The organism is Acinetobacter sp. YH12226 (genome assembly GCF_013417805.1).
GTDB lineage: Bacteria > Pseudomonadota > Gammaproteobacteria > Pseudomonadales > Moraxellaceae > Acinetobacter.
In genome coordinates, this window is sequence record NZ_VPDG01000007.1 from 118,422 (window position 1) to 140,257 (window position 21,836).

Below are 21,836 nucleotides of genomic sequence, written 5' to 3' on the forward strand. Positions count from 1 at the left end.
GCAAGATTTTAGCTAAACCCTAGTCTTAAATAATCTTGCATAAAAAAACCGCATCTGCATAGACACGGTTCTTTAAAATTATGAATTGTTCAAACTGACTTAGGCAGGTTCATTGATCTCAAAAACCTGACGTAAATAGGCTAGGAACGTATCATTATCGGTCATGGTTTTGCCCGGACTATCCGAGATTTTGGCTACTGACTGACGGTTACATTCCACCAGTTTCAGCACAATATTGAGTGGGGTTTGCCCCATATCATTGGTCAGATTGGTGCCAATGCCGAAACTGACCTGAAAACGGTCTTTAAAGTACTGATGCAATTTCCAGGCTTTTTCCAGATTCAGGCCATCACTAAAAGTCAGCATCTTGGTTTTGCTGTCTATTTTCAGCTTTTTATAATGCGCATAGGCCTTGTCACCCCATTCATAAGGGTCGCCACTATCATGACGCAAGCCATCAAACAGCTTGGCAAAGTACAGATCAAAGTCGCGCAGGAATGCATCCATCCCCACCACATCGGTCAAGGCAATACCCAAGTCACCACGATATTCCTGTACCCAGCTTTCCAGTGCAGATTTCTGGAAATTACGTAAACGTACGTCCAGCGCCTGAAAAGCTTGCAGGAATTCATGCGCCATGGTACCAATCGGGGTAATGCCCAGCTCTTTGGCTAACAGTACATTACTGGTCCCACGGAACACATGCGGTGCGGCTTTGTGAAATTCTTCGACCACATGCTTTTGCCAATCGAAACTGTAACGGCGACGCGTACCAAAATCTGACACCAAAAATGGTGGATCATTGGGGTTTTGTGCAGCATCATACTGTTTTAATAGCTCGATTTTGGCTTTTAAACGGTGTTCGCCTTCAGCCAACACTTCAGGCGTGCGAATGCGGCTGAAATACAGTTCATTGACAATCGCCAGTACGAAGATCTCGAACATCATCGCCTGAACCATCGGGCCTTCCACCACAATATCCAGACGGCCTTGACTGTCGATACTGGCCTTGATGAAACGGCGCTTGAGCTGGAACAGTTCCAGATAATCCACAAAATCGCTTTTGATAAAACGTAAGCTTCTTAAATATTGCAGTTCATCTTCTTTGAATTTTAGCTGACACAGCAGGTCCAGTTGATGATTCAGGTCATCCAGAATATCCGTCAGTGGATAGACTGTATCTTCCAGATTACGACAACGGAAATGGTAGACACTATGCGTTTGCGGAAACTTGTGTAAGACCACTTGTAACATAGTGAATTTGTACAAGTCAGTATCTAACAGAGAATGGATAATTGGAGCCATAACTAAGGGAATATCGCTGTGCTTATCTCTGCATTAAAGCATAAAAAGTCATGCAATAATGCAGGATTTACGTACAGCTGGCTGTATTTGCGACAAAAGTATCAGAAGCATAACCCGGTTTATTTCTGGGTGTTGGTCTGAGCTTTTTCCTGTTCCTGAATCAGTTTCTGTAGCTGTTTTTCCTGGCCAATGACCTTGGCAAATTCGGCTGTGGTCTTTTGTCCGGTTTTTTGCGCCTGGACATCACAGTCCACCTGACGCAACTGCTTGGCAATCGCAAATTCCATCTTGAATAAAGCCCCCATCAAGGCCGTATTGCCTCGATTGTCTCGAGCACAGCGGTCGGCACCATGTTTAAGCAAACTGCTGACTATCGCTTGATGGCCATAATACGTTGCCATCATCAGTGGCGTATAACCGTCTTTATTGCGTACATCGACCGGAAAGCCATGTTTTAAAAATTCGTTGATAACTTCGCTATTGCCAATTTTGGCGGCAGCAAAGAACAGGTCGACCAGTTCCTGTTGTGAGTTCATCTGAATATTGTCCACGCTTTTAGCGGGGGAGATCTCCTTCGCGACAGTCACGTTTGCGAATGCGGAACCTATCGTGAGAATACTGGCTAAAAACATAGATGACATAACTTTCATGATGAACTCCAGCAGAAATCGAAGGGAAATTTAAGTCTTGAAAGACTGAATTATCCTGAGATGAGATAAAAAACGGAGTGCCTGTAAAACTCCCCCTAGGGTGCAGGAAAGGTTTGGAGTATTACAGGACTTTTTGGAGGTGATGCGCTATGCCCTAGTCACCAGTTCCTCAAGACCAATCGGGATTAGTCTTTTAATTTTGCAGCTTTGGCTTTAACAGTCGCCAGGTTACCGTTTACCGCCTTGGTCATACGTGTACCGTAGTCCGCATCTGCCTTGTAGAAGTAAGACAACATGATGTGCTTGGTTTCTGAATCTTTCACTGCACCTAAGTCAGCAGCAAGGTTCATGATCAGGTCATCTTTCTCTTTGGCCGTGTATGAACGATACAGCTCACCTGCCTGTTTGAAGTTCTGCTCTTTCACGCCAATTTGCTGTACATGACCAGATAATGGAGTTTGAACCGCACGTGCTTTTTCAGTTGCAGCTTTTGGCTCTTTACGGCTTGGCTCATAGTTCACATCCGAGTCATGCTCAGAGATATTCATGTAGCCATCTTGGTTATTGTTGTTCACATTTACCACTGGACGGTTCACCGGAATTTGCTGATGGTTCGCACCTAGACGGTACATTTGTGTATCCGAATAAGAGAAGATACGGCCTTGTAACAGACGGTCTTCTGATGGCTCGATGCCTGGTACCAGGTTACCTGGCGCAAATGCCGACTGTTCAGTCTCGTTGAAGAAGTTCTTCGGCATACGGTTCAGCGTCAAAGTACCGACTTTAGTTTCTGGTACCAGCTCAGTTGGCCAGATTTTGGTTGGATCTAACGGATCAAAATCAAAGCTGTTTAGATCTTTAGGATCAATCACCTGAATATATAGATCCCATTTCGGGAAATTACCCGCATAGATGTTGTTATATAGATCATTGGTCAAGTGGTTGAAATCTTTACCCTGCTGTTCAGCCGCTTCTTTCACGTTCAGGCCTTTCACGCCCTGTTTAGAGCGGAAGTTGAATTTCACGTACTTGTATTCGCCTTTGTCGTTATACAGTTTGTAAGCGTGAACACCAAAACCGTCCTGTTCACGATAGCTAGTTGGAACACCTTGCTTGCCATACACATAAGTCAGCATGTTGGTTGCCCATGGCTGGCTCGACAGGAAGTCAAACACACGGTTAGCATCTTGGACATTCGTTACTGGGCTTGGCTTCATGGCATGAATGAAGTCCGGGAACTTGATTGCATCACGGATAAAGAATACCGGTGTCTGGTTACCGACCAAGTCCCAGTTACCTTCTTGAGTGTAGAATTTCAATGCAAAACCGTGTGGGTCACGTAGAGTTTCTGGTGAACCTTTACCATGAATTACGGTAGAGAAACGTAGGAAAACTGGAGTTTTAGTCCCCGCTTTGAACAACGAAGCGAGGGTAAGATCAGATAGATCTTTGGTCGCAACGAATTCACCATATGCCCCTGTACCACGCGCATGTACGACACGCTCAGGAATACGCTCACGACCAAAACGTTGTAATTTTTGTACCAGTTGAACGTCCTGAAGGAGTACTGAACCATTTGGACCCGCAGTGATCGAGTTCTGGTTATCACCGACTGGTGCGCCATTGTCTTTAGTTAAAGGAGCAGCTTGTGCAGCTGTGACAGTTGCAATCATTGCAACCAGTAATGAACGCTTAAACATTTCTAAATCTCTCAATTTATTACCTTTCCTGCATGGGCTAAGATACGCCAACACAATAAATAGATAAAACAGATTATTTTTATTAATTCAATCGCTTTAATGGATTTAAAAAAATTAATCAATTGATTTTCAGATATTTAAAGTTCATAAAAACAGCATCTCATACTGCTCCAGATTTTATTTTTGCTACAATCACGTCCATCTATCATTAGCAGTCCATATGTAAAATGCGTGCCTTATTACAAAGAGTTTTAGAAGCTAAAGTCGTGGTCGAGGGTGAAACCACTGGGGAAATTGAAAAAGGAATTCTGGTTTTTCTAGGTTTAGGTAAAGATGACAATCTGGAAAAAGGCAAAAAGCTGATTGATAAGATATTGAAATACCGTTTCTTTGATGATGAACAGGGTAAAATGGGCTGGAACGTTGCCCAGGCCGACGGTGGTTTATTGCTGGTTTCACAATTTACCTTGATGGCACAGACCCAGAAGGGTTTACGTCCAGACTTTGGCCCCGCTATGCCGCCTGCCGAGGCTAAAGCACTTTATGAGCAGCTGGTAGAATATGCCCAAAGCCAGTTTGAACATGTGCAAACCGGTATTTTTGCCGCCGACATGAAAGTGCATCTGGTCAATGATGGGCCGGTGACGTTTAATCTGGAAGTTGAATGATTCAGTAAAAAAGCCCTCGAATTGAGGACTTTTTCTTTTAAAAAATCTTTCATCCTTTCACCCCTCTTTGTGTTTCTCCCAAAGGGAGAAAGAAAAGGTTGGATGAAAGATTTTTAACTTATTTACCAGTTTTTTCTTTAATAAACTGACGTACCATTTTCACTTTTTCTTTGACTGGCTTTGGCAGTTTTGGTGGAATCATTTTTGCCACCTGGTTAAACCAAACCAGCAGGCCAAAGTCGCCTTCCATTTTAATGGTGCCACTTTGCATGCCGGTCATAAATGCCGTCGGGTCACCTTTGACCAAGGTCTTCACACCCTGCTCACTGTCAGCAAACTGCAACACAAAATCAGCTTTTTCAGCATCACCAGAAACGGTATCAATATGACCGTTATCCACAATAATCTGACGTGCCATACCTTCATCCGTACCAATCTGGATACGGAATTGACGCCCATGTACCAGTTCAATGAATTTTGGGCTGGTACGTGCCAACTGCTTCATACGTAAAGCTAAACCTGCGACCAGTAAGTCCAGCGGATCTGTACTCATATCAATAAGAGGAAGTTTTAACACAGGAATGGACGACAGTTTCATGGAGGATGCCTATTCTAATTGTACGAAAATTGACAAATATCCTAGCATAGTTCTGGGCTAGGTGGATTATGCAGTTTGTATCATATTTCCAAACTGAAAAATGCACCCGTGGGTGCATTTTTTTCATTACAACTTGTAGAATTAACGGCTTGAAAGCTGCTGCTGGTCGTCTTCATACACTGGCGTATGTTCGATGCAACGGCGTTTTGCCAAAGCACGCTCAGCACGACGATCTTCACGCAACAACAGGCCAGTCACCACCATCATGACCGCAGTTAACGCGCTCAGATAACTATACGTCATTGGTAGCTCAAACCAAGTTTGAGTTCCTACACGAATCACCTCGATCAGGCCCCATACCAGCATCCCGGCCGCCATAAAGCTTAACCAGCGACGATAAGGCGAGAAGAACACAGCAAGCACAGCTACAGCGACTAAACTGAAGCCCACAATCGTTGCTAAATGCGCTGTTACCATATAACCCCCTCCATCCAGATAGATAGTTCCCGCTTGATATTGCAACGCTTCTATCTATTGAATTTCGTTAAATCAATAAAATGAAATCTGTTGATTTGTATCTCTATGCCTGCATTATGCTGAGTTTTTTGCATAAAAAAAGTCCTGTCATCCAGCCTAACGACATAATTTGTCGCGATATTATATTGTCATTACATTTTTTGCTTTTCACATTTTTGTGGATCAATGACTGCGCCAATGTTGGCGTGTCATTACAAAATTATCAGTAGTTTTTTTAAGTGAAAAAATTATTTTTCCGTTTAAGATGATCGATGTTTTTGTAGCCACATTTCAGCTATTCCTTATATCACTCAGATCATAAGCAATAAAAAACGCGACCCGGAGGTCGCGTTTAAAATCAATCAAAGCCTGTATTTATGCACGGTTCAGGTCTTTATCATGTACACCGAGCAGATACAGCACACCGTCCAGACCGACGCTAGAAATCGCTTGATTGGCATTTTGGCGTACTAGCGGCTTGGCACGGAAAGCCACACCGAGTCCTGCAATCGAGAGCATTGGTAAGTCATTGGCGCCATCACCGACTGCAATGGTTTGTTCCAGGGAAATTCCCATCTCCTGGGCGATTTCACCGAGCAAGAGTGCTTTGCGTGCGCCATCGACGATATGGCCTTTGACTTCACCAGTGACCACGCCATCCTGCACATCGAGCGCATTGGCATGCACTTCATCAATATCCAGTTTAGTTTGCAGATATTCCGCAAAATACTGAAAACCGCCAGAAAGAATTGCAGTACGGTAACCTAGTGCTTTTAAAGTCGAAATCAGGCGTTCCGCCCCTTCGGTAATGGTCAGGCGCTCGGCAATTTTCGGAAGTACCGATGCGTCCATACCTTTTAATAAAGCCACACGGGCACGGAAGCTTTGCTGGAAGTCCAGCTCGCCTTGCATGGCACGTTCGGTAATTTCAGCGACCTGCTCACCAACACCGGCTTCAATTGCCAGTTCGTCAATAACTTCCTGCTCGATCAGGGTCGAGTCCATATCAAAGCAAACCAGACGGCGGTTACGGCGATAGGCATTGTCTTCCTGCACCGCAACATCGACATTCAGTTCATTCGACAGGCTGAGACAGGCCGCACGCATGGCGGCTGCATCCAGCATCTGTCCACTTAAACCAAACTGGACACAAGCACGTTTTGACCCTGCGCTCTGGCCATCTAAAACAGGGCGACCAGACAGGCGGGTCACAGTTTCAATATTAAAGCCTTGTCCCGAGACAATCTGGGTCACGGCTTGCAGATGAGAGGCATTTAATTCAGGGGCCAATGCCGTTACGATATAACGTGTGCGTCCACCCTCTTTGACCCACTGATCATATTCAGTCGCAGAGATCGGTTTAAAGCGCACAGTTAACCCGATATCATGTGCTAGAATCAGGATCTCCTTCATGGCTAATGCTGTCGCTATCTGGTCTTCAGAGGCTACAACAATACCTAAGGTTAACTGATTATGAATAACCGCTTGCCCTACATCTAAAATCTGTAAGGAATGGGCGGACAAAACCTGCATTAATCGTGTAAATTGATTAGGCTGGTCAGGTCCTAAGAATGATATAAGAATGATTTCTCGCATGAATTGACTCGGGTCTGAGCTACAACTATTGTTAGAATCATAATCGAAATTGAACAGAATTGCCTTGGAAGTTTACGTTGAATGCGCCTAGACAAGGGCTATTTGCTAGCCTATTGATTGTAAGTTTTGCTCTGCATACCTTTTTACTGGTATTGGCAACCACTCACCAACTGAATGAAAACCGTGCCAATCAGGGACAGCTGATCACCAGTCAACTGGTGACAGACAGCCTGTCTGAGCTTGAACCGCCCAACCGCGTTTCTCTGGCGTTGCTGGCAAATCGTTATGCCACCAATCCCAGTGTAGCTTCCATCCGGATTCTGGATGCAAAAGCTCAAGTTTTAGCCACTGGCGGACTGACCAAAACTCGCGAGGGTGAAGTTTTTGTCCGTGATGCGCTGCAAAACGAGAAAAAAGTCGGTGTGATTGAAATCACCCTGATTGAGCCAAGTATTGGTGAAATTTTGCGCACGCAATGGCTGGCGATTCTGTTCTCTTTCATCATTCATGGTCTGCTCTGGGTCGCTTATCGTGCCGTGGCACGTCCAAGTCGGACTGAATATCTGGCGCGCATCAATAATGAATCACGGTTGAAATTCGAAATTCAGAACCTGACTCAGGCATTGGAACAGGAAAAGCATAATGCGGCACTGGCGATTGCCCAAGCCCAACAGGCAGTGAAAAATAAAGCCAAAGAAAAAGAACATAAGCCGGCGGTACTGGAGAGCGATAGCCTGAGCTTAAACATCCAGTTCTACGATCCAAAACAATTACTGGATAGCGTGAATAAAACCGTTTCAGTGCCTTATTTCAATCTCTGCCAGATTTTCCTGAATAAAGCCACCGAACTCTGTGTGCAACGCTATAAATTGAATAGTTCTGATATTTGTACCGTACATAAATTTGATGAAAAAGGTGCCACCATTAGTATCGCGGCAGACAAACCGAATGCCCTGGCCTGCCTGACCATGATCAGTGCCGTGTTCCAGCTGCTTTCGGAAGTGCTGTATAAACGCTATCGTGAAGAAAAACGTTTTGTGCTACAAACCCGTAGCGCGATTGCCTCTAAAGTCGAGGAGATGCAGCTCAGCTCGGTACAGGCCGCTGAGCGCCTGACTCAGCATCTGGTCGCGAAAGAAAGTGCCTTACATGTACCGAACACCTTGCTGAAAGATGTGAGTGATCACTTCCAGCTGGTCAGCATGCCGAATCCAACCAATGTCCTGACCCGTCACGCTTTTGTGGTGAATGGGATGGATGCTGAAAGCGCCGAGCTGGCACAGACTTTTAGAACTGAAATTCTAAAATCCAAACAGTCCAAAGCCTCATAAATATCCTTGAATGTTTTAATTAAAAAAGCCGGATCCAACATCCGGCTTTTTTATGGGTACAAAACAAATACGCCAGTGTGTCTTGGCCTATCTCTTAAATTTTTAACTGTTTCTGTTCCAGCAGATATTGCTGGGCATTATAAGGCTGGGCCGGATCCTGACAGGGGACTTTATGCCACTGACCCTCGGCATCTAACTCCCATGCATTGTGACAATCTTTTAAATAGCTGATCAGGCCATCTTTATAAATCCGTTTTTTCAGCTCTGGATCCAGCACCGGGAAACAGGTTTCCACCCGGGAAAACAGGTTACGGCCCATCCAGTCGGCACTGGCACAATACAGTTTCTTGGCACCGCCATGTTCAAAATAATAAACCCGGGTATGTTCCAGGAAACGTCCTACGATTGAACGGACCTGGATATTTTCAGACATACCGGTAACTTGTGGAATCAGACAGCAGATTGAACGCACAATCAGGTCAATTTTTACCCCAGCCTGCGAAGCCTGATACAGGGCAGCAATCAATTGCGGTTCGGTAAGTGCATTCACTTTGATGATGATATGCGCGGCTCTGCCGGCCAGGGCAAATGCCTTTTCCTGTTCAATCAGTTTCAGCAATTCGCTATGCAGGGTAAACGGTGCATGCAGCAAGGCTTTCAGTTTGGCCATTTTCCCCATACCAGTCAGTTCCTGGAACATGCGGTGCACATCTTCACAGATATCCGGCTGTGTGGTCATCAGGCCATAATCGGTGTACATGCGGGCATTACCGGCATGATAGTTTCCGGTACCCAGATGCGCATAACGCAGTAATTCCTGATTTTCACGCCGGACAATCAGAATCATTTTGGCATGGGTTTTATAACCGACAATGCCATAGACCACGACCGCGCCGGCTTCTTGCAGGATATTGGCCACCATGATGTTAGATTCCTCATCGAAACGCGCCCGCAGTTCAATCACGGCCGTGACTTCTTTGCCATTCCGTGCGGCTTCTGCCAGCACCTGAACAATTTCCGAATCCGGACCACTACGATACAGCGTCTGCTTGATCGCCAGCACCGCCGGGTCCTTGGCCGCTTCCCGCAGTAAAGTAATCACCGGCTGGAATGAATCAAAAGGATGATGCAGCAGCACATCCTGCGCCTTTAAAATTTCAAAAATACTTTTCTGTTTACGGAAAATTTTGGGAATGACCGGACTAAAATGCGGATACTTTAATTCTGGACGCTCAAAGCTGGTACTCAGGCGGGACAAATTGATCGGTCCATCAATCCGGTACAGTTCCTGTTCCGTCAGATCAAATTCATCTAGTAAATAATCGATGATGTTCTGTGGAGAGTCATTTTCAATTTCCAGACGTACTGCACGACCAAAGCGGCGCGAACACAGTTCGTCTTTTAAAGCCACTGCCAGATCATCGACATCTTCCGACAGTACCAGATCGGCATTGCGGGTGACCCGAAAGGCATAACATCCGGTCGCTTTCATGCCGGGGAACAAATCACTGATATGCTGCTGGATGATAGCGGTCAGAAAAATCTGGGTGGTATTGTTTCCGGTGACATCTTCCGGAATTTTAATCAGGCACGGTAAGGAACGTGGTGCTGGCACAATCGCCATCTCGATTTCACGGCCAAAGGCATCTTTACCTTCCAAGCTGATAATAAAGTTCAGACTTTTATTCACCAAACGTGGAAAAGGATGTGAAGGATCCAGACTGATCGGGGTCAATACCGGTTGCACTTCTTTGGCAAAAAAGGCTGCAATCCAGGCCTTATGTTTTTCCAGAAGATCCTGGTATTGAAGAAACTGAATCCCTTGCGCCTGAAGTTCAGGCAAAACTGCATGATTCAGAACCTCATACTGCTTGTTAACTGTGGCATGAATGGACTGGGACAGTTGTTGTAGAACCAGCTCGGTAGGTACAGCATCAGGCGTCCGGGTAGTCGCATTCAGGTCTTGCTGTTTCATCAGCCCGGCAATCCTGATTTCAAAGAACTCATCCAGGTTACGGGAAAAAATAATCAGGAAGTTTAAGCGCTCTAAAATCGGTAAATTCGGATCGAGTGCTTGTGCCAAGACACGACGCTGAAATTCAAATAAGGAAAGTTCCCGATTAAAATAGGTCGCTGACGAATGCTGAAATTGTTCCATGCCCTCTCAATGCTGCTGATTACAGTCTGTTGTTTCACATCATTGAGGGGCGATCTTAGGCAGACTTCATGACACTTATGTTACAAAGCTCGATAAATCCATATAAATTAATATTCTAACTTTTTCACATTATAAAAAATCATGTTCTAGCTTGTTGTGTGCTGTCCTCAAACTGCAATTAGGTGTCTGTTTTTTCAGTTTGTCTGGCAGCCCAATAAGTGGCTAAAGCTGGTCCTGAAATATTATGCCACAGGCTAAAAATGGCGCTTGGCAAAGCCGTCATTGGAGATGCAGCAAAATGGGTTGCCGCCAAAGCCACACCCAGACCAGAATTCTGCATCCCGACTTCAATGGATACTGCACGACAGTCTATTTCTGCCAAGTGAAATATACGACTGGCCCAATAACCCAGTAAATAGCCCATACCATTGTGTAAGGCCACGATTCCTAAAATCATTAAACCGGACTCCAGAATCTGGGTTTTGCTGCCGGCAATAATCGCCGCGACAATTGCCACAATCGCAATTACAGAAATTAACGGCATGACCTGAATATAGGCCGTGACTTTTTGCTTGAGTAGCGCCCGTACGATTAAGCCCAGAATAATTGGGAATAACACCACCTGTAAGATCGACACCAGCATCGACCAGGCATTGATCTCAATCCACTGACTGGCCAACACATAGAAAATGGCCGGAGTTAAAATGGGCGCCAGTAAAGTCGAAACCGAGGTACAGGCGACCGACAAGGCAGTATTGCCCTTGGCCATATAGGTAATCACATTGGATGCAGTTCCGCCCGGACAGCAACCCACCAAGATTACCCCGATGGCAATCTCTGGTGGCAGCTGGAACAGCTTGCACAGCAAAAAGGCCAAACCCGGCATCACCATAAACTGGGCGACGACGCCAATCGCTACTGCCTTCGGACTTTGCAAGACACTTTTAAAATCTCCGACGGTCATGGTCATGCCCATGCCGAACATGATGATGCCCAACATCCACGGAATATAAGCCCGTAACCAGACAAAAACTTCAGGGATCATCAAGGCAATGCCGGAAAAAAGCAGCACTCATAAAGCAAAGGTTTTTTGGACAAATTGGCTAAACTGGAGCAAGGCTGACATGGGTTTCATCCAGGTGACATTAAGGGAGAAAAAGCAAGATAAAACAGGCACCCGTTGATGCCTGAATTTTTATATTCAAATATAAATAAGATCAAAGGGATATTAAGTTCTATCCCTATCCAGTGTTAAGCTGCTTGAACAATATCTTTCACATAGATACGTTTTACGCCATGCGACAGCATATCTTGCCAGGCATGTTGCAAGGAACCATTCAGGTCAATGCCCTTGGTGGCATCAGCAATCACATAGGTTTTAAAGCCCAGTTTGCAGGCATCGATTGCAGTCCAGGCCACACAAAAGTCCGTAGCAATCCCGACCACAAATACGGTATCAATCCCACGTTCACGCAGATAGCCGGCAAGACCCGTCGGGGTTTTCTGGTCAGCTTCCATAAAGGCCGAGTAACTGTCGATCTGGGAATGAAAACCCTTGCGAATGATGAGTTGTGCTTGCGGTAAATTTAAATCCGGATGCAGTTCGGCATCGCGTGTCCCTTGCACACAATGCTTTGGCCATAAGACCTGAGTGCCATAATCCAGCTGAATGCTGTCATAGGCTACTTTGCCGGGGTGGTTGTCTGCAAAAGAAATATGGTTATCCGGATGCCAGTCTTGGGTCAGGATAATATGCTTAAAATGCTGCCCCAATAGATTAATATTTGGAATAATCTGGTCAGCATTGGCTACAGCCAGATTGCCTCCCGGGGTAAATCCTCTTTGTACGTCTACGACCAGTAAAGCAACATTATTCTGCATCTGTTTTCATCCATTGAAATCTCGATTTATGCCCAAGCATAGCGCAAAATACCTCAGGATTTTTAGCTCTACGGTTAAAAATGGCATGACTGTGTATTCTCGGCATGTGTATATGAGCAGATCAATAGATTCATTGTTTTTGACAAATATGAGATGAGTTCCGGGCTTGTATCAAGCTAGATCTCTGCAAAAAAAATAAGTTTTAAGATAAAGTGATGAGTCTTTTTAATAATAAAACAGTGTATTTAATTCTTAAATTCTGAAAATAAAAAAGCCTGCAAGAGCAGGCTTTTTTAAATCGTTGAACCTTACACTTTAGTGCGGTTCACCAGGAACAGCATACATAATGCAGAGATGATGATACATGGGATCGCAGCGCTAATGACTCCCGCAGCACCAAAACCTGCTGTCAATAACTGACCGGCAATGACTGGACCCAGCATGGCACCGATACGGCCAACTGCAGACGCAACACCAACACCAGTACCACGCACTTCAGTCGGATACACGATACTACCGAAGGCATACAGTACACCCTGACAGCCAATCACGAAGGCACCGGCCAATGCGGCTGCCATATACATCTGGTTCAGCGAGCTTGCGCCATTCAGCGCCAACAGACCTGCCAGAATACCGCCGTACATCAACAGGATCACATAGGCTTTCTTCCAGCGGTCGGTCAGCATACCCAAAATAATCGTACCAATCGTCGCTGTCACCATGAAGTAGAATTGTGCAGTTGAAGCATCTTTACGGGTAAAGCCAAGTTCCATAAACAATGATGGCAACCAGCTCAACATGATGTAAACCACCATCAAGGTAAAGAAGTAGCTCACCCAGATACATAGCGTACGTAACAGGTTGTCCGAATTAAACAGGTCCTTGAATGAACCCTGCGGTGCAACAGCAAGTTCTGCAGCCGTTTTATTCTGTGCTTTCAGGTATTCCTTCGATTCAGGCAAAAATAACATCATCAGCGGAATGGCAAGAATCGGTAACAGACCACCGAGATAAAAAACATTCTTCCAATTAGCACCAAATTCAGTCGCTGCAATTAAAGACAAAATCGCTGCACCGACTGGCATACCGCAGTACATCAAGCCCACTGCACGGCCACGATTTTGTGGAGAGACTGCTTCAGAAGCAAGTGTGATCAGAATTGGCATCGCGCCGCCCAGACCTGCTCCAGCCAGGAAACGCACTGCCAGCAAGCTGTTAAAGCTATTGACCCAGACGGTACATAAGGTAAATACAGCAAATACTGCTGTCGACCAGATCAAGACTTTCTTACGGCCAATGCGGTCCGCAAATCGCCCAACAACCAGTGCACCCGGTAATAAACCCAGAATCCCTGCACTAAAAAACACACCCAACTGGGAACTATCGAGACCAAAATGCTCACGAATACCTGCAGCAGCAATTCCGGCTGCCTGAATATCTAAGCCTTCAATCACCGCAATCAGAAAACAGATCGCGACCGTGACGATAGCATGCTTATTGTCTGATTTTTCCATTGGATTATCCTTGTTCAATCAGCATTACAAAAGACAGCCATCATCTATGAGCCTGATTGCAGAAATAACTATCAATAAGTTGAACATTTTGCTTAGATATTCCCAAAGGAGTAGAGGCAGATAAAAATAGGATAAGACCAGATAAAGTCGCAAAAACACTTAATCAGAACACCATAAAGTTCAAGACTTAGAGTTTAAAGCTTATACATCAAGTTAAAAAATTAACCGATAAGAAAAAAATTCTCAATCTATTGATATTTAAAAAAGATTAGTCTTAGTCGTTTTTGACTTTATTTGTTTTGGTGCGAGAGTGCGATCAAGATGTAAGAGGTCTCAATTTATCCAATATAACTATTAATCAAAAATCAAAAGGCATAAAAATGGCAGATTTCAGCTGATCTTTTTGCACAAGCCTTATCATTATTGGGTTCATTTGGGGCAATATCCTCTTTTGTTTAGACTGGAGACATAACTTTGGTCTCAGGATTTTGCTTTATAAATCATCTTATTTATTACTTGATTGTTTCCAAAAGGCTTTGTATAAAGAATTCAGTAGCTTTTACTAAAGCATATTGTTCTTATGCGTTTGATCAGTCATAATTTGCATAAGCAATATTCAATTCAATGCAAATCTATTGAATTTGCTATAAATCAAAATACAAATCCATCCCAATTTATGTTTTCTCATTCCTTTCGGATGGACAAATAGGATAGTTTTTTAAAATGACTCAGCAAGCACAGACCATTCAAGGTTCCATAGTCGCAATCGTCACCCCTATGTTTGAAGATGGCAGCGTAGATTGGAAGGGTCTCGAGAAGCTGGTTGAATGGCATATTGCAGAGGGCACCAACAGTATTGTTGCTGTTGGAACGACAGGCGAAGCCTCTACTCTCAGCATGAGTGAACACACCCAGGTGATCAAAGAAATCATTCGTGTGGCCAACAAACGTATTCCTATTATTGCTGGTACAGGTGCAAACTCGACCCGTGAAGCGATCGAACTGACTCGCGAAGCCAAAGAGCTAGGGGCAGATGCCGCTTTACTGGTGACGCCGTATTATAATAAACCGACTCAGGAAGGCTTATACCAGCATTATAAAGCCATTGCTGAAGCGGTTGACCTGCCACAGATTCTTTATAATGTTCCAGGCCGTACCGGTGTGGATATGGCCAATGAAACCGTGATTCGTCTGGCGGATATTCCACAAATTATCGGTATTAAAGATGCGACTGGCGATGTACCGCGCGGTGCTGAATTGCTACAAGGCCTTGTAGGCAAAGATATGACTGTTTATTCGGGTGATGATGCGACTGCATATCAACTGATCGGACATGGCGCCAAAGGTAATATCTCGGTCACGGCAAACGTGGCTCCGAAAGCCATGAGCGAAGTGTGTGCCGCTGCCATTGCTGGTGATGCAGCCACAGCTGAACAGCTAAATGCTCAGGTTGCAAATTTACACAATATTTTATTTTGCGAATCGAACCCAATTCCTGTGAAATGGGCACTCCATGACATGGGCTTAATTGGTACAGGTATTCGCCTTCCATTAACACCACTTGCAGAACAATATCGCGCTCCGCTTCATGAAGCACTGGTAGAAGCGGGCGTTATTAAATAAAAGAGCACAAGATTATGCAATTACGTTTAGGACTTAGCCTTACACTTTCAGTATTCAGTTTGGCAGGTTGTAGTTCAATGGCCTTTAATAACGGCACTTTAGACTATAAAGAGACTACTACCCTGGAAGCTTTACAATATCCTGAAGGCGCCATGGTTCGTCCTGCAACGCCATTGTATCCTGCTCCAATAGTTGATCCACTTGCAATTGAACATGCACCGAAGCTTGAAAACCAGCGTGGCAACCGTTTTGCCTTGCCACGTCCACAAGCCCAGACTGAAAACTCAAATACAGCTGATCTGACCGAAACCAATACGGTGGGTAAACCACAGTTGGTCACTGACGGAAATCTTAATCCGCTGCTTAAAATTGAGGGAAATTCTGCTACAATTTGGCAATATACACTTGCCACCCTCAGCAGTCTGAATCATAGCATTGTTGCTCAGAGCAAAAATCGTTATGAAGTCACGATTAAGGTCGATCAGCAGACTTATGTATTAAGATTATCTTCTGTCGGTTCAAGTAATAACCTCGCTGTGTTCAATGCCGATAACAGTTTTGCCGACCGTGAAAAAGCCGCAGAACTGCTCAACCAGATTTACCAAAATTGGCCAGCCTAGACATTTCTAGGCATTTTTTTTGTAAAAGGTTCCCTCATGTTAAAACAAACCTTGCTCTATACTGGTAAAGCGAAATCTGTCTACACCACAGACAGTTCAGACCATCTGATTTTAGTCTTTCGCGATGATGCCTCAGCATTCAATGGCGAAAAAATTGAGCAACTAGATCGTAAAGGCAAGGTGAACAACCGTTTTAACGCCTTCATCATGGAAAAACTGGCAGAAGCGGGAATTGAGACCCACTTTGAAAAGCTACTGACTCCAAATGAAGTGCTGGTGAAAAAACTGGATATGATCCCGGTTGAATGTGTGATCCGTAACTATGCAGCAGGTTCTTTATGCCGCCGCCTGGGTGTGGAAGAAGGCAAGGAACTGACTCCTCCAACATTTGAATTGTTCTTTAAAGATGATGCGCTTGGCGATCCAATGGTCAATGAGTCACAAGCCATTGCTTTAGGTTGGGCGACTGCTGAACAATTGGCGAAAATGAAAGAATTGACTTACCAAGTGAATGACGTGCTTAAAGCATTGTTTGACGCAGGTAACATGATTCTGGTCGATTTTAAACTTGAATTCGGCGTGTTCCACGACCGTATCGTACTGGGTGATGAATTCTCTCCAGACGGTTGCCGTCTATGGGACAAAGACACCAAGAAAAAACTGGATAAAGACCGTTTCCGTCAAGGTTTAGGCGGCGTGGTTGAAGCCTATGAAGAAGTGGCTGACCGTTTAGGTATCGACCTGGACAACATCTAATCTGTAAATGCGCAGATTCAAAAAAACCGAGCTTTTTAGCTCGGTTTTTTATTTTCGGCTTTTAATCGGAAAAATAAATTTTTATTATTAAAATGATCGTTTTTACATCAAAAACCACATGCATTAATATTATCTCATACCAGGCAAATCAGTGAGTTGACGCACTTTACTCCATATTTGCCGACCAAATTTCTCCTCTACCCTCTAGGATGTTATCTCCCTCAAAAACATCCTACTTTCAGCCCAATTCGCCTTGAATTGGGCTTTTTTTTAATCTGTTCAATTAGTTGGGATACCCAGCTTTATTGCTGCTGTTGTTGCTGTTGCCAACGGCGTTGCTGTAAACGCTCCCCTTCAACTTCACGTTTATTACGTGCTGATTCATACAGTTTGGTATCCTTCAGTTCTGGCGGCATATATTCCTGTAGCACAAAATGCTCAGGATAATTATGCGGATACAGATAATCCACGCCATAGCCCTGCTCTTTCATCAGCTTGGTTGGCGCATTTCTTAAATGCAAAGGCACTGGCAAATTTGAAGTTTTATCTGCGAGTTCCATCGCCTTGTTAATCGCCAGATAAGTACTGTTACTTTTGGCACTGGTCGCCAGATAAACCGCACATTGTCCCAAAATAATCCGGCATTCCGGCATGCCTACGGCTTGCACAGAACGGAAACACTCACCAGCCAATAGCAAGGCATTTGGATTCGAGTTGCCGATATCTTCGGATGCGGCAATCAACATGCGCCGTGCAATAAACACCGGATCTTCGCCGCCTTTGAGCATGCGAGCCATCCAGTACAAGGCTGCATCCGGATCACTGCCACGAATTGATTTAATAAAGGCCGAGACCAGATCATAGTGCTGTTCACCGGACTTGTCATAACGGGCAATATTCTGCTGTGCGACTTTGACCACCACCGCATTGGTGATGATATTTTCCATATCCGCTTCAAAGGTACTAGCAATCAGATCCAGCAAATTCAGTGCCTTGCGGGCATCTCCTGCTGCGAACTGGATCAGGGCATCAAATTCTTCAATCAGGATATGTCTTTCCTGCAAGAAAGAGTCATTTTGCAAGGCTTGTGTCAACAAAGTCTGAATCGATTCAGCGCTCAATGCATTCAGGCTATATACCTGACAACGTGACAATAAAGCACTATTCACTTCAAAAGACGGGTTTTCAGTGGTAGCACCAATTAAGGTAATTTTCCCTTTCTCGACCGCATTTAATAAAGCGTCCTGCTGGGATTTATTAAAACGGTGAATTTCGTCAATAAACACCACTGGCGTCAGCAAATCGCCACCTTCTGCAATGATTTCACGCAGTTCTTTAACGCCGGTATTCAGTGCAGACAGGCTGATAAAAGGCCGGTCTACCGCTTGAGCCAGCAGTAAGGCAATGGTGGTTTTTCCGACTCCGGGTGGTCCCCAGAAAATAATCGAAGGCAGATGACCCTGATCAATCATCTGGCGTAAGGGCGCATGTTCCCCCAGCAAATGTTCCTGCCCGATAATCTGTGTAAGGTCACGTGGCCGTAAACGTTCTGGAAGCGGGATATGACTATCTGACATGTTATTATTGGCTCAAACTAAATTATGATCTCATTCTAACATCCGCAGTTTTGATTCCAAGAATGCAAACATCAAGCATAAAAAATTAATTTATGTAGATATCCTCTATTTTTTTAATTCTGAATGAATTAATCTCTGTAAAAGTGAATAATTTGAACATGATTAATTGTGAATTAATTACAGTGTAATTTTCATATTGTTTATTCTAATTAAAAGAAACTTATCTCGCCCCTTGGGCACTTTTGGGTTGTAGTGGTGAATGCATGAAGCATGATAAATTTGAACAGGGAGCTGTGAGTCGGTCTAAGCCACTGACGTCATCATCACTGATTGCACCCCACGTTCACTTGTCTGAATCGGTTTTGTTAAAAAATCTGATCGATGCCTTACCGCAACCCTTGTGGGTCAGCAACAAACAACATCTGCAATATTTTAACGATGCCATGACTGATTATCTTGGCATGAACCTGAATGAACAGGGCCATCTGCAATGGCAGAGTTTTATTCATACCGAGGACTTGCAGCTATTTTTAGCGCAGTGGCATGCTGCGCTGGATCAGCATCAGAATTTTGAAACCCAGTGCCGGATTAAACGCAGTGATACCCATTATCGCATGTGTACCCTAGCCGTAAAATTTCATCATGAACCTGAACATTTGCTGCAATGGGCCGTTTCCCTGACCGATGTGCATGATTATTTTGAAATCCAGCAGCAACTGTCTCAAATCGTTTCAACCCAGGAAAATATGCTGGATGCCAGCGCAGACTGCATCCATATTATCAGTCCTGAAGGTCAAATTCGGCATAGTAACCAGTGCTGTGGCCTGATTGCGGAAACCGAAACCGTCGCGCAGGCTCAGGACAGTTCATTGTCCTGGTTGAACCGTTTAGCACCTGAAGCCCGAAAATCCGGACAACGCGCACTGAAACAGGCAGCCCTAGGCTTAAATAGCCGTTTTTCTAGTAAAATTCAGAGCAAAGACCAGCCGATCCAATATTGGGATCATCTGCTGACCCCGATTCTGGATCAGCACAATATTACCCAAAGCATCCTCTGTGTCTCACGCAATATCAGCCAGCAAAAAATTGCAGAAACCCGCTTAAAAGAAGCCATTAAACGAGATGAACTGACTGGTCTGTATAATCGCAGTACCTTCTATAAAACCTTTAAACAGGTGCTATGGAAAGCGCAACAACAGCAGACCAAGGCGGGTCTACTGCTGATTGATCTGGATTATTTCCGGCACATCAATGACACCCTGGGTCATATTGCTGGCGATCATCTACTCCATGTTCTGGGTCAGCGTTTCCAGGCCTGTTTCGGCCCGAATACCATTGTGGCCCGTTTGGGTGGAGATGAATTTGCGGTTCTGGTGAAAAATCTGGAAAGTGAAGAACAGCTGCTGGCCACGGCGCAACTGGCCTATAGCCAGCTGGATCAACCGATCAATTATATTGGCGACAGTATCAGCAGTGCCATGAGTATTGGCTGTGCTATCTATCCACGTGATGCATTAAATACTTCGAACCTGTTGAAATGTGCCGACATTGCCTTAAATGATCTGAAAAATAGTGGACGTGGTGGCATTCGCATGTTTAGTCAGGACATGTGCGGCTCACTGGAAAATATGACCAGGCAGCTGACCCTGGCACGCAAGATTATTCTGGCCGATCAGATCATTCCCTACTATCAACCCAAAGTCCGTCTGTCTGATGGTGTGGTGATTGGTTTTGAAGCACTGTTACGCTGGCAAGATCAGGATCAGCAGGTGCAACTGCCTTCCGAGATTTTTGCTGCCTTTCAGGACTATGAGCTGGCCTCACGTATCAGTGAAACCATGCAACTGAAAGTCTTTGCCGATATGAGTCGCTGGCAGGCCCAAGGACTGGATCTGTTACCGATTTCAATCAATGCTGCACCGGTTGAATTTTTGCGCGATGACTATGCTGAAAAAATGTTGGCCCGCCTGTCCAATTTTGATATTCCTGCGCATAAGGTGGAACTGGAAATTACTGAACAAAGCCTGTCCGAGCATGGTGCCAATTATGTGATCCGGGCCCTGAACCTACTGAAACAGGCCGGAATCCAGATCTCACTGGATGATTTCGGCACCGGGCATTCTTCACTAACCCGTTTACAAGACTATCCGGTGGATTGCATCAAAATTGACCGCAACTTCGTCGAGCGTATGAACAGTGACCCGTCCGCCTTGGCGATTGTCAAAGCCATTACCCAGATTGGTTCCAGTATTGCTTTGGATGTTCTGGTCGAAGGCATCGAAAATACCGAACAACTCGATACCCTGATCCATTGTGACTGTCAGATTGGACAAGGCTTTTATTTCTATCGTCCGATGGCCGGTGCTTCGGCTCAGGCCCTACTGCAGCCGGCAAATCAATAAACGAATCACGCAGGCAGATTCAACGCACCCAGCGTACGATATAGTCTTCGATGTCATCTTCATGAATATCGGCTTCACTCAGGCAGCGCCCTGCTGCCGACTTGCGTGCCTGAATCACACTTTCCCGTGAACCGCTAATCAGATAATGCCAAGATGGCAGGCTTTTACCCTGCTCTACCCGACGATAGGCACAACTCGAAGGCAACCAGTGAATCGTTTCCAGCTTCTCTGGCGTAAGCTGAATACAGTCCGGCACATATTGCAGGCGATCCGGATAATTGGAACAACGCGCAGTGCTACAATCCAGTAGTTTGCAAGCCACTTTGGTATATGCGACTTCCTGGGTATCTTCGTCTTCCAGTTTAATCAGACAACATAATCCGCAACCATCACACAAGGCCTCCCACTCGACTTGCGTCAGTTCAGCAAGTGAATAGTTTTTCCAGAATTCGGGACGTAAAGTATCGCTCATGATCAGGTCGGCACATTCAAAAATCAGCTTATTATAGCAGCCCGAACCCTGCAGACCTACCGCCTCAAATTCTTATTACTATCACGTAAACTATTGTTAAATCATAGACAGTTCATCAACAAAACACTAACAGTCGCTGGAATCGTTTATTTCTATACTAAATTTGAAAATAAAAACACATGGAGAATATATATGTTTCGCTGGGCTATTATTTTTGCTGTTATTGCATTAATTGCGAGTCTACTTGGTTTCGGTGGCGTCGCAGGCTTGTCTAAGGATTTTGCAATTATCTTGTTGGTAATTGCGGTGATTCTTGCGATCGTTGGTTTTCTTTCGCGCGGCAAGGTTTAGATTTACGCTAGACCTTTTCAAAGCAAGTGTTAGCTTTCAAAAAAACAAGAGCCTTCTGGCTCTTGTTTTTTTATGGGTATCTTTAATGATCTGTTTTGATCAAAGATACTTCTTTCAA

Annotated in this window: 19 protein-coding genes; 7 read left to right on the top strand and 12 right to left on the bottom strand. The window is 44.7% G+C overall.

All coding sequences use genetic code 11. The features are described 5' to 3' along the window. Nucleotides 1–99 precede the first annotated feature (99 nt). The 3 genes from pncB to FTV08_RS09305 all read right to left on the bottom strand — a co-directional run bounded on the left by pncB (nucleotide 100) and on the right by FTV08_RS09305 (nucleotide 3,655). On the bottom strand, nucleotides 100–1,305 hold the full coding sequence (gene pncB, locus FTV08_RS09295; protein WP_004729084.1) for a nicotinate phosphoribosyltransferase: 1,206 nt from the start codon (nucleotides 1,303–1,305) through the stop codon (nucleotides 100–102). A 119-nt stretch (nucleotides 1,306–1,424) separates the two neighbouring features. Continuing rightward, nucleotides 1,425–1,955, bottom strand: coding sequence for an ankyrin repeat domain-containing protein (locus FTV08_RS09300; RefSeq protein WP_005105317.1), 531 nt, complete (start codon nucleotides 1,953–1,955; stop codon nucleotides 1,425–1,427). Between the two features lie 185 nt (nucleotides 1,956–2,140). After that, nucleotides 2,141–3,655 carry a catalase gene (locus FTV08_RS09305; protein ID WP_005250221.1) on the bottom strand — a complete coding sequence of 505 codons (1,515 nt, stop codon included), beginning with the start codon at nucleotides 3,653–3,655 and terminating at the stop codon, nucleotides 2,141–2,143. Nucleotides 3,656–3,882: 227 nt separating this feature from the next. Between FTV08_RS09305 and dtd the strand changes: the two genes are divergently transcribed. Further along, nucleotides 3,883–4,323 (top strand): D-aminoacyl-tRNA deacylase, encoded by a 441-nt coding sequence (gene dtd / locus FTV08_RS09310; RefSeq protein ID WP_005094942.1) that lies wholly within the window; start codon nucleotides 3,883–3,885, stop codon nucleotides 4,321–4,323. A 118-nt stretch (nucleotides 4,324–4,441) separates the two neighbouring features. Here the strand turns inward: dtd and FTV08_RS09315 are convergent, their stop codons facing one another. The 3 genes from FTV08_RS09315 to serB all read right to left on the bottom strand — a co-directional run bounded on the left by FTV08_RS09315 (nucleotide 4,442) and on the right by serB (nucleotide 7,033). Next, on the bottom strand, nucleotides 4,442–4,921 hold the full coding sequence (locus FTV08_RS09315) for an SCP2 sterol-binding domain-containing protein (protein ID WP_004647189.1): 480 nt from the start codon (nucleotides 4,919–4,921) through the stop codon (nucleotides 4,442–4,444). Nucleotides 4,922–5,062: 141 nt separating this feature from the next. After that, nucleotides 5,063–5,398, bottom strand: coding sequence for a ciprofloxacin tolerance protein AciT (aciT, locus tag FTV08_RS09320; RefSeq protein ID WP_005094938.1), 336 nt, complete (start codon nucleotides 5,396–5,398; stop codon nucleotides 5,063–5,065). 414 nt (nucleotides 5,399–5,812) lie between these two features. Beyond that, nucleotides 5,813–7,033 (bottom strand): phosphoserine phosphatase SerB, encoded by a 1,221-nt coding sequence (gene serB, locus FTV08_RS09325; RefSeq protein WP_180087172.1) that lies wholly within the window; start codon nucleotides 7,031–7,033, stop codon nucleotides 5,813–5,815. Between the two features lie 77 nt (nucleotides 7,034–7,110). On the opposite strand from serB, the gene FTV08_RS09330 reads away from it, so the two are divergent. After that, nucleotides 7,111–8,364, top strand: coding sequence for a hypothetical protein (locus FTV08_RS09330; RefSeq protein WP_005245633.1), 1,254 nt, complete (start codon nucleotides 7,111–7,113; stop codon nucleotides 8,362–8,364). A gap of 94 nt (nucleotides 8,365–8,458) precedes the next feature. Here the strand turns inward: FTV08_RS09330 and ppk1 are convergent, their stop codons facing one another. The 4 genes from ppk1 to mhpT all read right to left on the bottom strand — a co-directional run bounded on the left by ppk1 (nucleotide 8,459) and on the right by mhpT (nucleotide 13,917). After that, the gene (gene ppk1, locus FTV08_RS09335; RefSeq protein ID WP_180087173.1) at nucleotides 8,459–10,522 is read right to left on the bottom strand and encodes a polyphosphate kinase 1; all 2,064 of its coding nucleotides are present in this window, start codon (nucleotides 10,520–10,522) and stop codon (nucleotides 8,459–8,461) included. Between the two features lie 178 nt (nucleotides 10,523–10,700). Further along, on the bottom strand, nucleotides 10,701–11,594 hold the full coding sequence (locus tag FTV08_RS09340; RefSeq protein ID WP_373687392.1) for a bile acid:sodium symporter family protein: 894 nt from the start codon (nucleotides 11,592–11,594) through the stop codon (nucleotides 10,701–10,703). 179 nt (nucleotides 11,595–11,773) lie between these two features. Beyond that, complete coding sequence (gene pncA / locus FTV08_RS09345) at nucleotides 11,774–12,403, bottom strand: bifunctional nicotinamidase/pyrazinamidase (RefSeq protein WP_005105311.1); 630 nt, start codon at nucleotides 12,401–12,403, stop codon at nucleotides 11,774–11,776. A gap of 308 nt (nucleotides 12,404–12,711) precedes the next feature. Continuing rightward, nucleotides 12,712–13,917 (bottom strand): 3-(3-hydroxy-phenyl)propionate transporter MhpT, encoded by a 1,206-nt coding sequence (mhpT, locus tag FTV08_RS09350; RefSeq protein WP_180087174.1) that lies wholly within the window; start codon nucleotides 13,915–13,917, stop codon nucleotides 12,712–12,714. A 723-nt stretch (nucleotides 13,918–14,640) separates the two neighbouring features. Between mhpT and dapA the strand changes: the two genes are divergently transcribed. Genes dapA through purC form a run of 3 tightly spaced genes read left to right on the top strand, consistent with a single transcriptional unit; the run spans nucleotide 14,641 to nucleotide 16,916 of the window. Next, a complete protein-coding gene (gene dapA, locus FTV08_RS09355) occupies nucleotides 14,641–15,540 on the top strand; it encodes a 4-hydroxy-tetrahydrodipicolinate synthase (protein WP_004281249.1) in 900 nt (299 codons plus the stop codon). Nucleotides 15,541–15,554: 14 nt separating this feature from the next. Then, nucleotides 15,555–16,160, top strand: a complete 606-nt coding sequence (locus FTV08_RS09360; protein ID WP_180087175.1) for a lipoprotein-34 precursor (NlpB) — start codon at nucleotides 15,555–15,557, stop codon at nucleotides 16,158–16,160. 36 nt (nucleotides 16,161–16,196) lie between these two features. Next, nucleotides 16,197–16,916 carry a phosphoribosylaminoimidazolesuccinocarboxamide synthase gene (purC, locus tag FTV08_RS09365; RefSeq protein ID WP_180087176.1) on the top strand — a complete coding sequence of 240 codons (720 nt, stop codon included), beginning with the start codon at nucleotides 16,197–16,199 and terminating at the stop codon, nucleotides 16,914–16,916. 302 nt (nucleotides 16,917–17,218) lie between these two features. On the opposite strand, the gene FTV08_RS09370 is transcribed toward purC, so the two are convergent. Next, nucleotides 17,219–18,493 (bottom strand): replication-associated recombination protein A, encoded by a 1,275-nt coding sequence (locus FTV08_RS09370; protein WP_180087177.1) that lies wholly within the window; start codon nucleotides 18,491–18,493, stop codon nucleotides 17,219–17,221. A gap of 263 nt (nucleotides 18,494–18,756) precedes the next feature. Here FTV08_RS09370 and FTV08_RS09375 point away from each other — a divergent pair, with 263 nt between their 5' ends. After that, a complete protein-coding gene (locus FTV08_RS09375; protein WP_180087178.1) occupies nucleotides 18,757–20,895 on the top strand; it encodes a bifunctional diguanylate cyclase/phosphodiesterase in 2,139 nt (712 codons plus the stop codon). A gap of 19 nt (nucleotides 20,896–20,914) precedes the next feature. On the opposite strand, the gene FTV08_RS09380 is transcribed toward FTV08_RS09375, so the two are convergent. After that, entirely contained in the window at nucleotides 20,915–21,367 is a 453-nt protein-coding gene (locus FTV08_RS09380; RefSeq protein WP_180087179.1) for a YcgN family cysteine cluster protein, read from the bottom strand. Nucleotides 21,368–21,559: 192 nt separating this feature from the next. Between FTV08_RS09380 and FTV08_RS09385 the strand changes: the two genes are divergently transcribed. Then, nucleotides 21,560–21,718: a DUF1328 domain-containing protein gene (locus tag FTV08_RS09385; RefSeq protein ID WP_004647174.1), complete on the top strand. Its 159-nt coding sequence runs from the start codon at nucleotides 21,560–21,562 to the stop codon at nucleotides 21,716–21,718. Nucleotides 21,719–21,836 lie beyond the last annotated feature (118 nt).

Coding starts and splice junctions, on each gene's coding strand:
- pncB (WP_004729084.1), bottom strand. CDS start 1,305: ATGGCTCCAATTATCCATTCTCTGTTAGATACTGACTTGTACAAATTC.
- FTV08_RS09300 (WP_005105317.1), bottom strand. CDS start 1,955: ATGAAAGTTATGTCATCTATGTTTTTAGCCAGTATTCTCACGATAGGT.
- FTV08_RS09305 (WP_005250221.1), bottom strand. CDS start 3,655: ATGTTTAAGCGTTCATTACTGGTTGCAATGATTGCAACTGTCACAGCT.
- dtd (WP_005094942.1), top strand. CDS start 3,883: ATGCGTGCCTTATTACAAAGAGTTTTAGAAGCTAAAGTCGTGGTCGAG.
- FTV08_RS09315 (WP_004647189.1), bottom strand. CDS start 4,921: ATGAAACTGTCGTCCATTCCTGTGTTAAAACTTCCTCTTATTGATATG.
- aciT (WP_005094938.1), bottom strand. CDS start 5,398: ATGGTAACAGCGCATTTAGCAACGATTGTGGGCTTCAGTTTAGTCGCT.
- serB (WP_180087172.1), bottom strand. CDS start 7,033: ATGCGAGAAATCATTCTTATATCATTCTTAGGACCTGACCAGCCTAAT.
- ppk1 (WP_180087173.1), bottom strand. CDS start 10,522: ATGGAACAATTTCAGCATTCGTCAGCGACCTATTTTAATCGGGAACTT.
- pncA (WP_005105311.1), bottom strand. CDS start 12,403: ATGCAGAATAATGTTGCTTTACTGGTCGTAGACGTACAAAGAGGATTT.
- mhpT (WP_180087174.1), bottom strand. CDS start 13,917: ATGGAAAAATCAGACAATAAGCATGCTATCGTCACGGTCGCGATCTGT.
- dapA (WP_004281249.1), top strand. CDS start 14,641: ATGACTCAGCAAGCACAGACCATTCAAGGTTCCATAGTCGCAATCGTC.
- FTV08_RS09360 (WP_180087175.1), top strand. CDS start 15,555: ATGCAATTACGTTTAGGACTTAGCCTTACACTTTCAGTATTCAGTTTG.
- purC (WP_180087176.1), top strand. CDS start 16,197: ATGTTAAAACAAACCTTGCTCTATACTGGTAAAGCGAAATCTGTCTAC.
- FTV08_RS09370 (WP_180087177.1), bottom strand. CDS start 18,493: ATGTCAGATAGTCATATCCCGCTTCCAGAACGTTTACGGCCACGTGAC.
- FTV08_RS09375 (WP_180087178.1), top strand. CDS start 18,757: ATGAAGCATGATAAATTTGAACAGGGAGCTGTGAGTCGGTCTAAGCCA.
- FTV08_RS09380 (WP_180087179.1), bottom strand. CDS start 21,367: ATGAGCGATACTTTACGTCCCGAATTCTGGAAAAACTATTCACTTGCT.
- FTV08_RS09385 (WP_004647174.1), top strand. CDS start 21,560: ATGTTTCGCTGGGCTATTATTTTTGCTGTTATTGCATTAATTGCGAGT.